The 16,724-nt window shown below is 54.3% G+C and carries 13 protein-coding genes; all 13 read right to left on the bottom strand.

The features are described from left to right. The coding region (gene uxuA, locus WBM93_RS03235) for a mannonate dehydratase (RefSeq protein WP_424428099.1) at positions 1–896 on the bottom strand (896 nt) is incomplete at its 3' end. Positions 897–910: 14 nt separating this feature from the next. Continuing rightward, positions 911–2,176 carry an Nramp family divalent metal transporter gene (locus tag WBM93_RS03230; protein ID WP_424428097.1) on the bottom strand — a complete coding sequence of 422 codons (1,266 nt, stop codon included), beginning with the start codon at positions 2,174–2,176 and terminating at the stop codon, positions 911–913. A 92-nt stretch (positions 2,177–2,268) separates the two neighbouring features. Continuing rightward, positions 2,269–2,469, bottom strand: coding sequence for a hypothetical protein (locus tag WBM93_RS03225; protein ID WP_424428095.1), 201 nt, complete (start codon positions 2,467–2,469; stop codon positions 2,269–2,271). Between the two features lie 7 nt (positions 2,470–2,476). Continuing rightward, positions 2,477–3,508 (bottom strand): PfkB family carbohydrate kinase, encoded by a 1,032-nt coding sequence (locus tag WBM93_RS03220; protein WP_424428093.1) that lies wholly within the window; start codon positions 3,506–3,508, stop codon positions 2,477–2,479. Positions 3,509–3,519: 11 nt separating this feature from the next. Further along, entirely contained in the window at positions 3,520–4,173 is a 654-nt protein-coding gene (locus tag WBM93_RS03215) for a bifunctional 4-hydroxy-2-oxoglutarate aldolase/2-dehydro-3-deoxy-phosphogluconate aldolase (RefSeq protein ID WP_424428091.1), read from the bottom strand. 22 nt (positions 4,174–4,195) lie between these two features. After that, positions 4,196–4,951 carry an SDR family NAD(P)-dependent oxidoreductase gene (locus WBM93_RS03210; protein WP_424428089.1) on the bottom strand — a complete coding sequence of 252 codons (756 nt, stop codon included), beginning with the start codon at positions 4,949–4,951 and terminating at the stop codon, positions 4,196–4,198. Between the two features lie 39 nt (positions 4,952–4,990). Continuing rightward, positions 4,991–6,277, bottom strand: a complete 1,287-nt coding sequence (locus WBM93_RS03205) for an MFS transporter (protein ID WP_424428088.1) — start codon at positions 6,275–6,277, stop codon at positions 4,991–4,993. After that, positions 6,274–6,645 carry a cupin domain-containing protein gene (locus WBM93_RS03200; protein WP_424428087.1) on the bottom strand — a complete coding sequence of 124 codons (372 nt, stop codon included), beginning with the start codon at positions 6,643–6,645 and terminating at the stop codon, positions 6,274–6,276. The genes WBM93_RS03205 and WBM93_RS03200 overlap by 4 nt, the downstream gene beginning before the upstream one ends. Next, complete coding sequence (locus WBM93_RS03195; RefSeq protein WP_424428085.1) at positions 6,642–8,825, bottom strand: alginate lyase family protein; 2,184 nt, start codon at positions 8,823–8,825, stop codon at positions 6,642–6,644. Before WBM93_RS03195 ends, WBM93_RS03200 begins: the two co-directional genes overlap by 4 nt. After that, entirely contained in the window at positions 8,822–11,029 is a 2,208-nt protein-coding gene (locus tag WBM93_RS03190; protein WP_424428083.1) for a polysaccharide lyase 6 family protein, read from the bottom strand. The genes WBM93_RS03195 and WBM93_RS03190 overlap by 4 nt, the downstream gene beginning before the upstream one ends. A gap of 174 nt (positions 11,030–11,203) precedes the next feature. Then, entirely contained in the window at positions 11,204–11,944 is a 741-nt protein-coding gene (locus WBM93_RS03185) for a FadR/GntR family transcriptional regulator (protein WP_424428081.1), read from the bottom strand. A 152-nt stretch (positions 11,945–12,096) separates the two neighbouring features. After that, positions 12,097–15,168, bottom strand: a complete 3,072-nt coding sequence (locus WBM93_RS03180) for a TonB-dependent receptor (RefSeq protein ID WP_424428079.1) — start codon at positions 15,166–15,168, stop codon at positions 12,097–12,099. A 241-nt stretch (positions 15,169–15,409) separates the two neighbouring features. Next, a partial coding sequence (locus tag WBM93_RS03175; protein ID WP_424428077.1) for a TonB-dependent receptor domain-containing protein occupies positions 15,410–16,724 on the bottom strand: 1,315 nt, incomplete at its 5' end.

Raw genomic sequence — 16,724 nt, 5'->3', positions numbered from 1 at the left:
CGCTGCGCATAATCACGCGCCATCCGCGGCAGATCATTGTCGGGCCTGCTGCCATAGGTACCGACGCAAAGGGTCATGCCGTTGGCCGGACTGGGCAATTCGCCAAATAGCTGGTCCAGATCATCGGGGGTGCAAATGACACGCGGCAGTCCGAACATATCCCAGGGAGGATCGTCGGGATGAATGGCCAGCTTTACCCCGGCTTTCTCGGCATGCGGCAAGACCTGTGCGAGAAAGGCAATCAGATTTTGCCGCAGTCCGGCATGGTCGATACGCTGATAACGCGCCAGCGCTGCGCGAAAATCATCCAGCGTGTAGGCATCGGTCATTTTCCCGGGCAAACCGGCAATGATCGTGCGGGTAAGTTCGGTCCTTTCCACCGGCGTCATTGCCGCATACACGCGCTCGGCACGGACATATTCGTCTTGTGTGTAATCATCCGCCGCATCTGAGCGCTGCAAAATGAACAAGTCAAAGGCGGCAAACCTGTCCTGGTCAAACCGCAGCGCATAGGCGCCATTGGGTAGTCGGTGCATCAAATCGGTACGGGTCCAGTCGATGACCGGCATGAAATTATAGCAGATAGTATCTATGTTTTCCGAGGCCAGATTTTCGAGCGTTGCAATCCAGTTGTCGACATATTTCTGATGACCCGGCGCGGCCAGTTTAATGTCTTCATGAACCGGAATGCTTTCAACAACGGTCCACCGCAGGGGTGACATTGCGTCATTATGTTCTTCAATCATCGCTTTATGAGACGCGATGGATGCCCGCGGCCATGGCTCGCCGATGGGAATATCATGCAGCGCGCTGACGATGTCGGTTGCGCCTGTCTGACGAATATCAGCCAGACTTACCGGATCATTTGGCCCAAACCATCGCCACGATTCACGCATGATGCACCTTTCTCCTAGCGTCCCAGCAATTCCAGCAATCCGCCAAAGCCCATATAAGCTGTCACCAGCGAAAACAGGAAGATGGCAGCAAGGCTGGCATTGGTGAGTAAGCCATGACGATGCGCGCCCATCAAGTCTTTCCTGTTGCCGAGATAGAATATGCAGGCCACGGTTGCCGGCAAGAGCACCACGTTAAAGGCCTGAGACGCGATCATTATGAATAGCGGCCGCGCCTCGAACAGGGGCACGACCAGTCCGAGCAACGAGATGAAAAACACCATCATCCGGTATCTTGGCAATGTCATGTCGCGTTCGGAGTTTTGATAGTCGCAGAGCAGCCAGGGCAACATCAGGACATTGGGAAATTGCGACGAAACGCCCGCTGCAATGATCCCTATGGCAAAGATGGAAGCAGCGAATGGTCCTGCCAAAGGTTCCAGCAACGTGATCATCTGCGCGGGAGCATCCAGTCCGATACCCTCGGCAAATAAAGTCCCGGCGGCAGCGGCCATGATGGCTGCGCTGATCACAAACATCATGACAACGGCAAATAATGCATCGCGGCGTTGCTTCTGGTCATCCTTGATTGTCCAGCCGGCCTCCTTGACCAGCGTGGTGCGAATGATGAACAGGCCGGAGAAAAGTGTCGTTCCGACCATTGACGCAATCAGCAACAGTGGCCCCTGTCCCTTTGTCTCCGTTTCGGCAACTTCGGGAACAGACGGGATCAAACCTTCCGCGATATCAATCGGCGGCGGCATAAGCAGGAAAAAGTTCAGGACAAAACTGGCCGCCATGATGGCGACTATGACCGCAAGAGCGCGTTCGAAAAACTGCGTGCGCCCGTTCCAGAAAATGAAAAAGACAAGACTGACGAAAAAGGCGGCCCAGTAAATCGGCGCAATACCGCCAGCAAAATACGTCTTGGACCATTCAAAACTGATCTCGGCAACAATGCCCATCACGCCCATCACACTGCCGCCGACCCCGACCGTCAACGCGACGATGAAAAACAGGCCGACCGCCGGGTGGATATGCTTGCGAAAAGCCTGAAGCGCCGTTTCACCGGTAACCAGCGTGTATCGGCCGTAGGCCCCGATCATCACGTATGTGGCCACACAGGAGATCAGCACGGTCCACAACAAGGACATGCCATAGGTGGCACCGGCCTTGGCCATGGTGGTGACACTGCCCGTGCCGATGTTGAAACCGAGCAGAAAGATGCCGGGCAGGAAGAGGGTGAGCTTTTCCTTCAGGCCGAATAGGTTCGATGATGCCATCCTGTTATTGCTCCAGAGGCTGCTCGATCGCCAGCGTGACCGGATTGACCACGGGGCTTGCCCTCGTCATGGCTTGGTGGTTCAGCCGGTGATTATGACCGGGGATCGGCTTTGCCTTGATCACCGTTTATCCGCTTGCCGCCATCCTGGCTTTTCCCGCCCAGTTCTCTTTGTACGCATTTCTCGAACAAAATCTGCTCACGAGACGGGTTATCATTGGCGACGCGGATGTTTTGGCCACGCTCCCCCGAGGCCTTACCGCCAGCAGACATATTGAGTTTGGTCAGCAACATCTCGCGCCTATCTCTGCACGCGGCCAGATCCATCGCCGGACATGAGTTTCTCTACTTCCGGAACCGTGACCCGGTTGAAATCACCCAAAATGGAATGTTTCAGGCAGCTTGCTGCCACCGCAAATTCAAGCGACTGCTGTTTGTCGTCGTAAGCGTTGAGCCCGTAAATCAGGGCGGAAGCAAAGCTGTCGCCTCCACCAACGCGGTCGACAATATCGGTCAACTCATAGTGCCGGGACAATTTGAACCCCTGATCCCGGTTGCGCAGACACGCCGACCAGCCGTTGCGGTCAGCGCTGTGGCTTTCCCTGAGTGTGATCGCGATGGTCGACATATCGGGATAAAGTTCGAGCACCTTTTCTGACAGCGCTTCATATTTTTTTGTATCGAGCTCGCCGGTTTCAACATCAACATCCACGCTGATGCCGAGCGATTTCTGGCAATCCTCTTCATTGGCAATGCCGACATCGACATGTTTGACCAGCTCGCTCATCACTTCGGGAGCCGTCTTGCCATATTTCCAGAGTTTGCCGCGAAAGTTGAAGTCACAAGAGACAGTGACGCCTGTCTTTTTCGCCGCCTTCACACATTCAATGCTGAGGTCTGCGGAATCCTGGGTCAGCGCCGGGGTGATACCGGTAATATGGAGCCATTTTGCCCCGTCGAAAATGCGCGCCCAATCAAAATCGCCTGGTTTACACTCGCTGATAGCCGAGTGGGCACGGTCGTAAATGACCTTGGAAGGGCGCTGATTGGCTCCAGATTCCAGAAAATAGATTCCAACCCGTTCGCCCGAGCGCCGGACGTGGGATGTATCCACCCCAAAGCGCTTAAGTTCGCCGATCGCAGAAGCCCCGACATCATTGTCCGGGAGCGCCGAAACAAAGCCGGACGACAGTCCATAGTTGCTCAGCGCAACAGCCACATTGGCCTCGCCGCCGCCAAATGTCGCTTCAAACGAGGGCGACTGGAAAAACCGTTCATGCCCCGAAGTTTTCAATCGAAGCATGATTTCACCAAATGACAAAAAGTCAGCCATATCCAGATTCCTTATGGTCTAGCAGCACGTGCGAGAGCGACAGCTTCGCGGGCCAGCTTGGTTATTGCATCATAATCACCTGCGTCTATCGCCGCCTTGGGCGTGAGCCAGCTACCGCCGCAGGCAATCACGGAAGGTACGGCCAGAAATTCGCCCAAATTGTCTGCGGACACGCCGCCCGTCGGCATGAAACGCATATCGCGAAAGACCGAACTCAATGCCTTGAGCATCGGCACACCGCCGGCCAGTTTGGCAGGGAAAAACTTCACCGTGCCAAGACCAATACAATGGGCCTGTTGGACCTCGCCGGGCGTCATCGTCCCCGGGAATACCGGAAGATCATTGTCTTTGCAGAAATTAACGACCGCATAGATAAGGCCTGGCGAGACGATGAACTGTGCGCCCCGCGCCACCGCAGCCCTCGCGTCGTCGAGCGTCAGAATAGTGCCTGCCCCGACCACTATCCCTTCGGTTTCGGCGATTATCGCCGCCATGCAATCAAGCGCGGCATCCGTTCTCAGGACGACTTCCAAGACGTCCAATCCGCCTGCTTGCAGTGCCTTTGCCGTCGCCACCGCAACCGCAGGATCACTGGCTTCAATCAACGGCACCACGGGTGCAGCAGCAAATTTCGCTTCTAATATAGTGGCGGTGTTGTTGTTCATTTCATGCTCGCAAATGTTGGAGTCAGGAGAAAAGCGTTCCGCCGTTGATGTCGATATTCGCGCCTGTAACAAAGCTGCTGTCATCCGACACCAGATTGGCCACGGTACGCGCAACCTCCTCCGGATTACCCTGACGACGGAGCGGCGTTCCGGCGGCCACAGCCGTACGCACCTCATCCTTGGTAAACGTATCGTGGAAGGCGGTTGCAATCATGCCGGGGCAAAGTGAATTGACGCGGATGCCTTTCGGGCCAAGTTCCTTTGCCATCGCCCGGGTGAACGTCATCACGGCACCCTTTGACGTGCCGTAGGCGGCAGCACCTGGGCCGCCGCCATCGCGGCCAGCTTGTGAAGCAAAATTCAGTATCGCGCTGCCCTCCGGCATATACGGGGCGACCGCCTGAGTCATCATGAAGGTCGATGTGACGTTTAGCTGCATGACTTGATTGAAAAACTCGCCATCCATTTCGGCAAGACCCTTGCGCGCCACCAGACCGCCTGTGACGTTCACCAATATATCGATCTTGTCGCCAAATGCCGCAACAGTTTCGGCGACCAGACGGTCGACATCCGCTTGTTTCGTAACATCGGCCTGGACCAATATCGCTTTGCCGCCAGCCGTCTTGATGGCGTCCAGAGTTGCCTTGCCGTCAGCTTTGTTGTTGCAGTAATTGACCACGACATTCGCGCCTTCGGCGGCCAGTCTTTCCGAAACAGCCCGACCGATATCGCGGCTACCACCGGTTACGATCGCAGTTTTTCCTTTAAGTTTAGTCATGTGTTTTTCCCTGTTATTCAAATGATGAGGAGGATGTGATTAAGAAGTTTTCGGTTTCAGCGGTTTGATATCGGTACATAGAATCAACACTGACAAAACGGTCATGATCGCCAGTCCGGCACCAACCGCAAAGGCCGGTGCGTAGCTGTTGACCGTGATGACCGGGATCAGGAAGTTAAGCCCCACCACCGCGAGCTTGGCTGCCGTACCCGCAAATCCCGCAAGCGAGGCGACGGATTTTCCACTGTAAAAATCGCTTGGCAATGTCTGGATGTTCCCTACCGCCGTCTGGAAGCCGAAAAGTATCGCCGCCATTAACAGAACCGCTATCAAAGGCGATGCAGCGACGATGGTCATCAACAGCGACACCAGCATGATCAATCCGCCCAGGGCGATTACCACCTTGCGCGTCTTGTTGACGGTCCAGCCGGATTTGATAAGCCGCCCCGCCAATATGCCGCCGAACCATGCGCCGAACATGGCACCGACATAGGGAACCCACGCATAGCTCGCGATTTCTTCAACTCCGAAGCCGTAGGTTTCATAGAGATATAACGGCAGCCAGCCGACAAACAGCCACCAGATCGGATCGAGGAAAAAGGATGCCATTATGACGCCCCAGCTTTCCTTGCGCGAGAGAATTTCTCCCGAATTTGGTGCGTAAGTCGCGACTTCGTTGGTTTCGGCGTTCTTCTGGCCGGTCAGGATATATTGACGCTCATCCTCGGACAGCCAGGGATGGCTTTCGGGACCAGACTTGTAAATGATCAGCCATGGCACGAGCCACAGGAAACCGAGCGCGCCAACGGCGATAAAAGTCGCTTGCCAGCTGCCCAAAAAGACAAAGAGGATGCCAATGATCGGCGCAGAAATGATGCCCCCGATCGCCGCGCCGGAATTGAAAACGCCCTGCGCGAGAGCGCGTTCGTTGATTGGAAACCATTCGGCATTGGCCTTGGTCGCACCCGGCCAGTTTCCCGCCTCGGACAGGCCGAGAAATCCGCGGAACACAGCAAAGCTCATCAATCCGGTAGCAGCAGCGTGCAACATCGTTGCTGCCGACCAGACAACAATCGAGAGTACGAAGCCAAGGCGCGTCCCGATCCAGTCAAATATCTTGCCAAACAGCGTCTGCCCAAATGCATAGGCGAATGTGAATACATTCAGAATTATTGCGTAGTCGGTTTTGGTCAGGCCGATGTCTTCCGAAATTTCCGGCCATAAAAAGCCCAGCGCGCCACGATCAATATAGTTGATGATGGTCGCCAGCGCGACGAGGCTGACAATGGCCCAACGGAAACTGCCTACTTTTTTAACAGCGCTCACGATTTTTCTTCCCCCGTTGCCAAAAAGTCTTCCCTTGCGGGATTGAATATGTCGAGCAGAGAGCCGGCTTCGATGCAGCTGATTCCATGGTCGGTGTCAGGCGTAATCGCCACGCTGTCCCCGGCGACCAGCTCCCGCTCCTTGCCGCCCATCATCGCGCGAAACCGGCCCGATTCGATGTAGCTGATCTGGCTATGTGGATGCTGGTGCACGTCGCCGACAGAACCCGATTCAAACCACAGGCGGCAGAGCATGAGATCGGGACCATAGGTCAGTATCTGCCTTGTAATCCCTTCGCCCAGGGTTTCAATTGGCACGTCCGCACCCTGAACAAATGTCTCGCTGCGGTTTTGCAATATTGCGGTCATTGCTGCGCCTTTCCAGAGGGCAGATCGATCCGGGCCGCGAAGCCGGTCCAGTTCAACATTTGGCCGCCGACTTTAACAGAGTGCTTCTTTTCGGGATCGGAGTCGTAGGAAATGGCGAACGCGGTCTTTTTGCCATCTAAAGTCTCGACAAAGACGATATCGGCACCGTTGACGCTTTCATGGCCGAGAGATTTTATCTGGCTGTCACCTTCAACCGTCTGCTCCGCGGCGCCGTCATAACGGCCATGTGCTTCAAGCATGCTTACAAAGGTAATATTTTGCGCATTATTGACCCGCTGTATCACTATCGGTTCGCGCCGCAGATTGAAACTGGGATCATTGGCCCCGATTTCCGCCAGAATCGTTTCAGAGCCCCGTTGCGGCACAAAGCGATAGGTGTAAAACCGGTCATCCAGCAAAGTTGTGACAAATCCATTTTGCTCCTGGGACTTTCCGACCGCATCAACCCAGATATGCTGATAGCCGTTGTCGGTTCCCAGCACCGGTCGCGCCGTAATATTCGATTTCGTCTCAAATCCGACCCGCATGATGTGCCCCTGATAATGCAGAGGCAGGTCATATTGATTTGCCTTGTCAGAGCGAACGCGAACGACGTCGATCACCACGGGCTCTGACAGGCTGTCAACATCAAGCAGCGCCAGCGTGCGGGTAAAGCTGGTGCCGGGGTAGGCGCCTTCGATGACTGCCGAACTGATTTGTGCGCCCTCAACGTCCGAAAAATAGAGTTGCCTTGGTGCGATCGTGTCAGCGAGCTTCTCATCGCCATCGAAATGGCTCTTCTCGTCAACCACCAGCGTATTGTGGGCAATGCTCTGCTTCGCCCAGCTTTCGTTCTCGGGCAGATAGCGGCCACCATCCTTGGCTTCTATGTTCAGGAAACGCGCGGCACCATAGTCACTGACAATCTCGTTGCCATTGTCATAATATTGCCAGCTGAGCTTGTCGAAATGACCGTGCCCCATGCCCTGCGAGCTGTTCTTGGCAACCAGTGCCTGGCCGCTTGTGCTGTCACCCTGGCGCAGTATTGCGACCGCGCCCTGGTCTCCTTCCGGTCCATCGCTCAGCAACAGCGACTTGAAGGGAAAGGACTTGGCCTTGCCAGCGGCCAGATCATCGGCGACCAGCTTGCCATCGTCCGTGAGCACCGTGCGCCCCTGCCACTGCGCAATAGACAACAGCCCGGGATCGCGGGTTTTGCTATAGGCAACGGCGACGCCGTGAAACAATTCATCGGTTTGAAGGCTTTTATCCTTGATCGCATCGTTGAACGGGAAAAAATATCCGTCATAGGTCAACTGGATGGTGGTGCGCAGCGCCTTCAGCAATATCCCATCACGATGCTCGAAGATCTTGCGGGCGGGATCGTTTTTTTCAATCACCCCGGCGAACACCACGAAAGGCTTCAGTGCGAAACGCTGATAATAAGGCCCTTCGGTATAATAGCCGTCCGGCGAAAACAGCAGCTCGCTCTGGCGCAAAAATCCGGTCTGGCCGCTTTTATCCAGTCCAAGCAAAGCGATGTCGACCAGCTCCTTGTCGCCCAGAACATAGCCCGTCATGCCCACGCCAGCCGTGGCCCAGGTCGCATGATTGTGGATCTTGCTGAACGTCTCTGCCGAGCCGGTGGAGAGAAAAGCCGCTGCCGTGCGAAACAGATTGTCGTCAATATTATTGCGGTCGGATTCTGAAAGGCTGCCGCGAACAGCTTCATAGCCCTGGATGGCGTGCACCATCCACATCGCATCGTTCAGCACCTGCCAAAAAATTCTGCCGGAACTCTGGCTGTCTTTACGCGCCGGATGCTCGGCCAATGTCGGATAGAGCTTTGCATAGGCCAGCAACATGTCGCGTACATAGTCGGCATATTTCCGCTCGCCGGTAATCCGGTAAAGCTGGCCGCCTTCGTAGATCGCCTTGTAATTGCGCTTGTGCTGTTCGTGTGTGTAACCGCCTCCGGGGTCTTTCGGAACGGGAACGACGACACCCGCTTCGATCATCTGGTCGACAAAAGACCGGGCGAGCTCCATTTCGCTTTTGAATAGCGGCGCATATTGCTGTGCCGCCGCCGCAGAAGCGGTCAGGGAGGATTCGACCGGCCCTGCGACGGCGGCAGAAGAGGCAGCACCCCAAAGTGCGACCGCCAGGAGCTTGCCCCTCATGGCTTTGCTGCGCCTTCAAAATGATTGCCCACCAGAATAGCACGATGCGCGCCCTGATGATCTAATTCCTCGAGAATTGGCGCGGGCATGTTTTTGGATTTATTGCCAGATATCCGGGTTTGAGGACGACCGACCGTGTGGACAATTTTGATCGGCGCGGCATCGAGAAACATATTGTTGCTGATATCGCTATGTTGCACCCCGTGCAGGACCATGGATGATCCGGTAATATTGTTGCTGCTGCGCCCGGCATTCATGAAATTCGAGTCGGTCAAAGAAAAATGCGGGCCGAACGTACTTTCGTCCCGACCGCCGCGATAGATGTTGAATAGCTCGCCGCCAATATCTTTGAAGTTGGAACCCGACACCTCGATATATTCCGCATTATACTGACCGTAATCTTCGGTCTCCGCCGCGGCCTGCAAGACCGAGCCGGAGATATTGACGAAATTGCTGTTCTTGATGCTGACACGATCCGCGAACGAGCTCTTGCCCAGCATGATGACATGAAAAGATTTGTTCACATCCAGGTTCGCCACGGAAACGCGGTCAAGTTCGATCAGGAAGTTAGACTGGATGGGGAAAATGGTCGTGCGGATAACCGCATTGCCAACCGAATCCGGAGCCATACCACCGTCAATGACAAGATTGTGCAGGCGCAGGCTTCCGCCCTGCTTGATTTCAATCAGCGAAGGCCGGGCGAAACTGATTTTTGCCACGCCATCTTTTGGTCCTTCGATCGAAATGGCCTTGTCCAGCGGCAGAACCTTGTTCACCAGATAATCGCCGGCGCTCAATACCAGGCGATCCCCGTCGGAGGTCGCCGAAAAAGCTTCGGTGAGAGTATCTTCGCCAGGCTGCACGGACATGGTCTTGCCCGTACCAAAGCGGTCACCTGTCTGCGGTTTGGGATACCACGGGACACCGACCTGATCGCGCGTAACCGGCATCAGGTCACGAGATACGCCAATGCCGGAACCTTCGGGATAAAGCAGACCGTTTTCAGCGCGGGTCAGAACCACTTCGCCTTCAGAAATTCCCGCTACCGGTTTATCAAGCTTGCCGCTGATCAACAGATTTTGCGCAATTCCAATTCCGCTGATGTCATCCTGGATTTTCACAAACGTGCCCGGGTCAGTGCTGCCGAGCAGGTTATTCTGGAACCGGCTGTTTACCGGGGCGGCAGAGCGCTCCGCATCGGCACCCGCAGCGAACGTAATGCGCGCACTGTCAACGACACTGTTATTCTCGATAATTGCATTGTCGACCTGGACGTAGCGGTTCACAGGCGAATTGGGGACGCCGTTCATCACGGTTAGCGCGCTGGCAAACCCTGTTCCGCGCAACCCCTCCATATAATTATTGCGGATCGTCTGGTCCCGATTGATGACGCGGATGCCGCCGGTGTGATCTTTGCCATTGCCAAAAAACACATTGTTCTCGACCAGATTGCCATCCCCGTGCCGCAGCGTCAGCGTCCCGCTTGATTCAAAGAATATGTTGCCCCGATAAATATTCCTTCCGGCTTTCGACGAGATGATCTCGACTTCTCCATCACAGCGATCGAAATAGTTATTCTCGACCAAAGTGTTGGAATCAAACATCGAATATTTGCTGGTACCGATGCGTAATGTCTCGCCGCCATTCGAACCGAGCACGGGGCGCGGGCCAAAATAATTATGGTCGATGCGGTGACCGTTCTCCTGGCTTTCCTTGCTGTCCAGACGGACCGCGAAGGTCACGCCTTTGTTGGTCTTTCCAGCAAGATGATTGTGATCAAAACGGTTGTTCTTGCCATACATTCCGACCCAATAGTCAGACTCATAACGATCAGGCTTGCTGAACCCGTCGATCACCACTTCCGTAACACGGCTGTTCCGGGCGAGATCGTCTTTTGATCTCCGAAAGGAAATGACTTCACCGGTCGGGCTGTAACCATCGCGAAAGACTAGGCCGGTAACCAGTATATATTCGCCGCCGATACGAAGATTTGACTGGCCGGTCAGAAAAACCTTGCCCGAATCCTGGGATCTGAGGGTGATTGGCTTGGCCTGCGTGCCTTTGCCGGAAATTTTGATTTCAAAATCCTGCCACCTGCCGTTGGCAAGGATGATGACATCGCCGGCAACAAGCTTTTTTGCCGCCGCGTTATACTCGTCGATATTTTGTACAAGATACTGCTCGGCCTGCGCGGGGGCCGCCATCAGCCAGAAGCATAAAACAGCAAGGCAGCGCCTGGTCCACATTCCCCGTCATCCTCTTTTTATCTTTATGCTTCGGAATATCAGTGGAGCCCGACGAAGTCAACCAATTGTTATTACCAAAAAGGTTTAATGCATATACCAATTGGTAGGATAGTATTTCGGTAACAGATTGGTCTAGAAGTTTTTGGCAGCGGATAAAAACCGTTCGCGACTTTCATTCGCGCGTTGCTGCACTTCTTCCAGAGCCTGCTTTTCCGAAGCATCGAGCATGGTCGCAATCAGGCGGCGAAAATGGCTGTGCATCGCCTGTCTCGCCGCGAGCGGATTGCGCGCCGCCATGGCATCATAAATTTCCTGATGTTCGTTGGTTCTGGTACTGGTGTCCATTTCACAAACCGATTCATACGCTGCCTTTACGTCGGGCAACTCCTCGCGCATGCGCCACAGGGTCTTTATGGTATGGACGATCGCGGCATTGCCGGATGCCTCGGCGATGGCGATATGAAATTGCTGATCGGCATCGGTAGACACGGCTTCATCTTTCGAACCCATAAGTTCGATAAACTCACCAAGCCGGGCAATATCTCCGTCGGAAATATTCTGCGCCGCCAAAGCTGCTGCCTCTGATTCAAACAGCAATCTTGCCTCGGTCAATTCAAACGCACTGACATCCGGAAGATGTCCTGCTTCCCTCGGCTGCTCCTCGCAAACATAGACCCCGGAGCCGGTCTTGATCTCGATCCGTCCAATCGCCTGCAAGGCAATTTCGGCCTCTCGTATGGTGACCCGGCTAACCCCGAATCGTTCCGCCAATTCTCGTTCTCCGGGGAGCCGAGCGCCAGCGGGAAACACGCCGCCCTCGATCAAATCCGTGATCTGCTCGGCTACACTATGGAAAAGTCGCTTTACGCCCATATTCCCTGTCTATCCCATTGAAAGATTGCTACTTCGAACTTCCTGCTGATAGCGCATCTTCATACCAATTGTCTACTCCAGCGACAGTGTGTCAATTATTGTTAAATGGCACAGCGGGTTCAAAGTCCCGCTGCGCCCATCCCCGTTGGAATCTAGAATTTGAATTGAACGCCGGCAAAGTAGCGGGGTCCGTAAACCTGGATCGCTCCAAAGTCATCCGGCGCGCCGCGATAATTGGTCCGCGGTTCGTTGAACAGGTTGATCCCTTCGATCGTGAACTTGACGTTGTTGTTCAATCGGAACGACGCTCGGGCTTCGAACACATTTACGTCGTCAACATAACGAACGCGGCCTGGCGTCGCGACAAATTGCTGGAAGTAGTTGCTGCGGTATTTGTAGACACCCTGGAAATCGAACGGGCCGATTTCGTAGTACAGCTGCGCCGAAAGGACATGCTTCGAGAATCCGAACAGGTTCGACGGAGGAATAAGGCCGTTGCTCGTCGCTGTCGTACCGTCTGCATTAACAGTGGTGATCGCACCCAGCGTGTCATCCTCAAACTGAAAATTCGAGTCCGCATAATTGTAGCTGAGCTTGAAGCCGAAACCATCGAGTGGCTTCGGGAGATAGCTGAAACGATGTGCAGCCGTTATTTCGACACCATATATCGTACTGGTGTCATCGGAAGTGTTAGTTGTTGTCACCAGCGTATTCAGATCCTGTCCGTCAACCGTGAATATCTCGTTCTGGCCAACAGTCTCGAAGCCGCCGTTGAAGCTTTTGTAGTAAGCATTGAAAGCAAGAATCGTGTCCTCGTTCGGATACCATTCCAGGCCAGCGTCAATGTTCCACGACAGCAGCGGCATAGTGAACGGGTTGCCTGTGGCATTTGCCGTTCCGATGGCATCGGCAATCGAGGTTACGGTGTCATCCGCCAATGCATTAAATGTCCTGCCAAAGCTCAGAGACGAAGGATCGGGACGCGACAGCGCGCGATATACCGCGAAGCGTCCCAGCAGTTCGGGTTGGAATTCCGCCACCAGATTTAAGCTGGGGAGGAATTCGGTGTAGGAATTGCCGCCAGTCACCGGGACCAACGAGTTTGTGTCTTCGGTGATAATCAATTCGCCACTGGCGTTAAACGATGCCGAAAGCGTTCCGCGGAAACCGGTTGATCTAACCTTGGTATTGACCACCCGCAAACCAATATTGCCGCGTACCGGGGTATCTCCCCAATCCTTGTCAAAATTCGCTTGGAGGTAACCGGCCCAGGTTTTTTCAGAAACATTGGTGTTTTGAATCGAGTCAAAATCGCCAGTTGGGTAAATGGGAATACCATCTTCATCAAATTGCAGCCCCGAAGGATCCTCGCGCTCCAGTACCCGCGCGATACATAGGGCATCGAAGGTCGCAAAACTGTTTGATGTACTGATCACATTTCCCGCGCCATCAACATTGGTGATCAGTGGATTGCCGCCGGAAACCGATGCAAGGAACCCGGTTTCAGGAAAGCTCGTACGACATTCCCGATTGGCAACAGCCAGAGCACCGGTACCATCAGTATCGTTATAGGTATTTTCAAACCGGCTCGTGCCGTTCGAAGCACCCGGCACATCGCGATAGGTGAGTTTCTGATAACGGGCGCCGGTCTGAATGGAAGTCAGGAAACCGTCCATTTCATATTCGACATCCCCCCGAAACGCCCAAACGCTGTTGAAGCGGTCCTGCTCCAGATCAGCACGCAAACGCGGGTCGTTAGCGAACAGATCGTGATTGGTGACGTCGAAATTCTGGGTGACAAAGTTCAGCCCTTGCGAGCCGTTCTGCATGATCTGAACAGCCGTCTCGACCCGGTCATTGGTCGAGCTGCCGTCACTTTCAAATGCGTTCGGCCAGACGGCTGCACCGGTTATATCCTCATTGTCTTCCGTCCGGAAACGGATCTGGACCGCTTCCTCGATACGCTGGGTTTGGGAATAGGAAGCATCAAGCGAAATCTTGACGCGATCGCTGACCTGGGCATCTAGCGACAGCCCGCCACCATAATATTCCTCATCGCGTTCGAGATATTCACTAACTGCCTCGATACGCTGCTCGTTCGTGAACTGACGCAGCGCGCCGCTGTCCGTGTAGATCAACGGATAGCCTGGAATTGCATTGGCATCACCCGGGCCATCGATCCGGCGACCTTCGGCAAAATTCAGGTCGCTGCGCTGTTCTTTGAACAGGCGCTTCGAATATTGGAAATCCGCATTGATATCGACGTCGGGACTTGGCTTGAACTGAAGGGCGCCGAAAAATGAATCGCGCGTATCATCGGTAATATTGGAACGGAACGCATAGCTGTTCCGGGCAATCACAAAATCGTTGGTGACACTGCCATCGCGCAAGCCGTCGATTGTGCCGCCGCTTGTGTCGCAGTTGCCATCATCAAATACGCCATCACTCGTGGTTGTCGGATCGAGTACACAAGCCCGAATGGTGTTGGAAACATTTGCCTCCTGCTCGGGATTGGTCGATTTATTGCGTGAATAGCCGAGTGATATACCCAGCTCGGCATCACCCAGTTCGAACTGGTCCACATAGCTCCCGGTCGCGCGATAGCCAAATTTCTGGAACCGCTGGTCTGGAGCGATATCGAGATTGTCGGGATTGGCATTGAGCTTGAAATTGCCCTGAAACCTCCGCTTGCCATAATCGAGCGGCTTGATCGACTCAAGGGCGATCTGGCCGGCCACGCCGCCTTCAATATAGCTGGCCGCCTGAGTCTTGTAGATCCCGATTTTGCTGAACAACTCGGAAGGGAACTGGCTAAAGTTGACCGAGCGATCGCCGCTGCCGTTAGATGCGATACGACCATTGATCACCGTCGAACCCAGAAAGGGGCCGAGGCCACGGATCGAAATTTCGGTTGCGCCGCCCTGCTCCCGGTGGGAAGCCGCACCGGTCAGGGTTTCCAGCGCCTCACCAATGGAAAGCGCGGGTATGTCCCCGATCTCCTCGGCCGAAAGGGCATCGAAGACCTCAACCGAATCCTTCTTGGTTTCAATACTGTCCTGAATGGTGGCGCGAATACCGGTAACAACGATCGCACGCTCATCGCCTTGCGTTGATTGCGCCCAAGCTGGCGTGGCGATCATTGTCAAAGCCGTTCCAGCCAAAAGTGCCGTTGAAAAACGGCGCCGCGAGCCGTTGCTGCGTGCGGATTCAGCCACCTGTTTCATCGAATCTTCTCCCCCTGTAGTGTTTTTATTTGATCAGAGGCTGCCTTTGGCTGACTTCATTGTCAACCCTTAATATATACCAATGATAGTAAGTACATCATACCAATGTTTTAGCGGAGGAATGTTGAACAAAAAAATGGCGCAGCAGGTTAAAGTTCCCGCCGCGCCATTCCCCCGTTGGGGTTAGGAAAACCGGCTGCCTTGAGCCTGACAGCTCACGGCTTCCGTTTCTCAAGTCTGTCTAGAATTTGATGCTTGCACCAAATGTAAGTCTCCGGTCTGGCAACCCCTGGAAGCACAGCAGCGCCCCGTCGTTGACACAATATTGGCTGATCTTGGACTTGGTGAGGTTGACGCCCTCGACCCCGATATTGATATTGTCGGTCAGATCATAGGTGATGCTGCCGTTGAGCTGCCCCCTCGCCGCGGTAACCACAGGGAAGCCCAGGGTACTGGTAAGCGTAGCGCCACCCGCCGTATCATTTGTCCGGAATGCACTCCGCCATGTGTAGCGCGCCCGGGCTGAAATGCCGTATTTCTCGTAGAATGCCGTAACATTGTAAGCATGTTTGGAGAAATCAAGCAATCCTTGCACGGCCGAATAGGTTACAAAATTATTGTCGTTGTAAATACCGTTTATCGCGTTGAAGATATCTCTTCCGCGCGGCGCGGCATCATTGGTAGCGGTACCACCACTGAACTTCTGGTAGGTATAGTTGGCTGCAAGACCAAAGCCCGATGCGAAACCGATCGCATCCTCAAAGCTGGACAGATCATACTGGAACGCCACCTCGACTCCGGTCTGCTTGGTGCTTCCCGTGTCGTTGATTTTCGTCAGTTTGCCGACACACAATCCATTGCCCGGTACATTTGACAAAACGTTGCGATCGGGAATCGGGTTGTAAATACCGCCGTCTTCACAAGGCGGTGTAATGTCGACAAAACCGTTAATATCGATCGCGGGAGCTTCCAGTTGATCGACAAAGAGATTTTTGCGTTTCTTATGGAAGACACCGACGCTGATTACCGCTGCGGGTGCGAAATAATAGCTGAGTGATGCGTCGTAAGAGGTCACGGTTTCAGGCGCCAGGTTTGGATTACCGATTGCCACCGGATTATTCGGACCGGTACCAAAATTCACCGAAGTAGATAAGTCGTTAAAATCCGGGCGGTTAATATCTTTACCAAAGCTCGCACGGGCCACCAGGTCATTGCTTATGTCGGCAACGATATTGAAACGTGGCAACAGTTCATCATATTTGCCGGTCGTCACAATCGGGGTTACCCCTGTGGGGGTAATTTGGTTACCCAGGGAACTGATCGTCGTCATAACATAGCGCAGACCTGCGTTACCGCGGACCGGGCCAAATTCAAAATTCAACGGCCCGTAGCCAGCGTTGGTTGTTTCGCTGATATCAAAGAAGGCACCGGGATCGGAAGTCGGGTCACCCAGCAACGGATTACCTGCTGCAAGTCGGGTCATCCCGGTAGGCGTCGAATTAAGGGCAGCCTGCAATGCGGCCAATGTTCCGGCCTGGTCAGAATAAGCGAGACCC

The sequence above is a fragment of the Parasphingorhabdus sp. genome (assembly GCF_049667325.1).
GTDB lineage: Bacteria > Pseudomonadota > Alphaproteobacteria > Sphingomonadales > Sphingomonadaceae > Parasphingorhabdus.
This window is presented reverse-complemented; position numbering and strand designations above follow the sequence as displayed.

Coding starts and splice junctions, on each gene's coding strand:
- WBM93_RS03195 (WP_424428085.1), bottom strand. CDS start 8,825: ATGAGGGGCAAGCTCCTGGCGGTCGCACTTTGGGGTGCTGCCTCTTCT.
- WBM93_RS03210 (WP_424428089.1), bottom strand. CDS start 4,951: ATGACTAAACTTAAAGGAAAAACTGCGATCGTAACCGGTGGTAGCCGC.
- WBM93_RS03190 (WP_424428083.1), bottom strand. CDS start 11,029: ATGGCGGCCCCCGCGCAGGCCGAGCAGTATCTTGTACAAAATATCGAC.
- WBM93_RS03220 (WP_424428093.1), bottom strand. CDS start 3,508: ATGGCTGACTTTTTGTCATTTGGTGAAATCATGCTTCGATTGAAAACT.
- WBM93_RS03185 (WP_424428081.1), bottom strand. CDS start 11,944: ATGGGCGTAAAGCGACTTTTCCATAGTGTAGCCGAGCAGATCACGGAT.
- WBM93_RS03180 (WP_424428079.1), bottom strand. CDS start 15,168: ATGAAACAGGTGGCTGAATCCGCACGCAGCAACGGCTCGCGGCGCCGT.
- WBM93_RS03225 (WP_424428095.1), bottom strand. CDS start 2,469: ATGTTGCTGACCAAACTCAATATGTCTGCTGGCGGTAAGGCCTCGGGG.
- WBM93_RS03200 (WP_424428087.1), bottom strand. CDS start 6,645: ATGACCGCAATATTGCAAAACCGCAGCGAGACATTTGTTCAGGGTGCG.
- WBM93_RS03230 (WP_424428097.1), bottom strand. CDS start 2,176: ATGGCATCATCGAACCTATTCGGCCTGAAGGAAAAGCTCACCCTCTTC.
- WBM93_RS03215 (WP_424428091.1), bottom strand. CDS start 4,173: ATGAACAACAACACCGCCACTATATTAGAAGCGAAATTTGCTGCTGCA.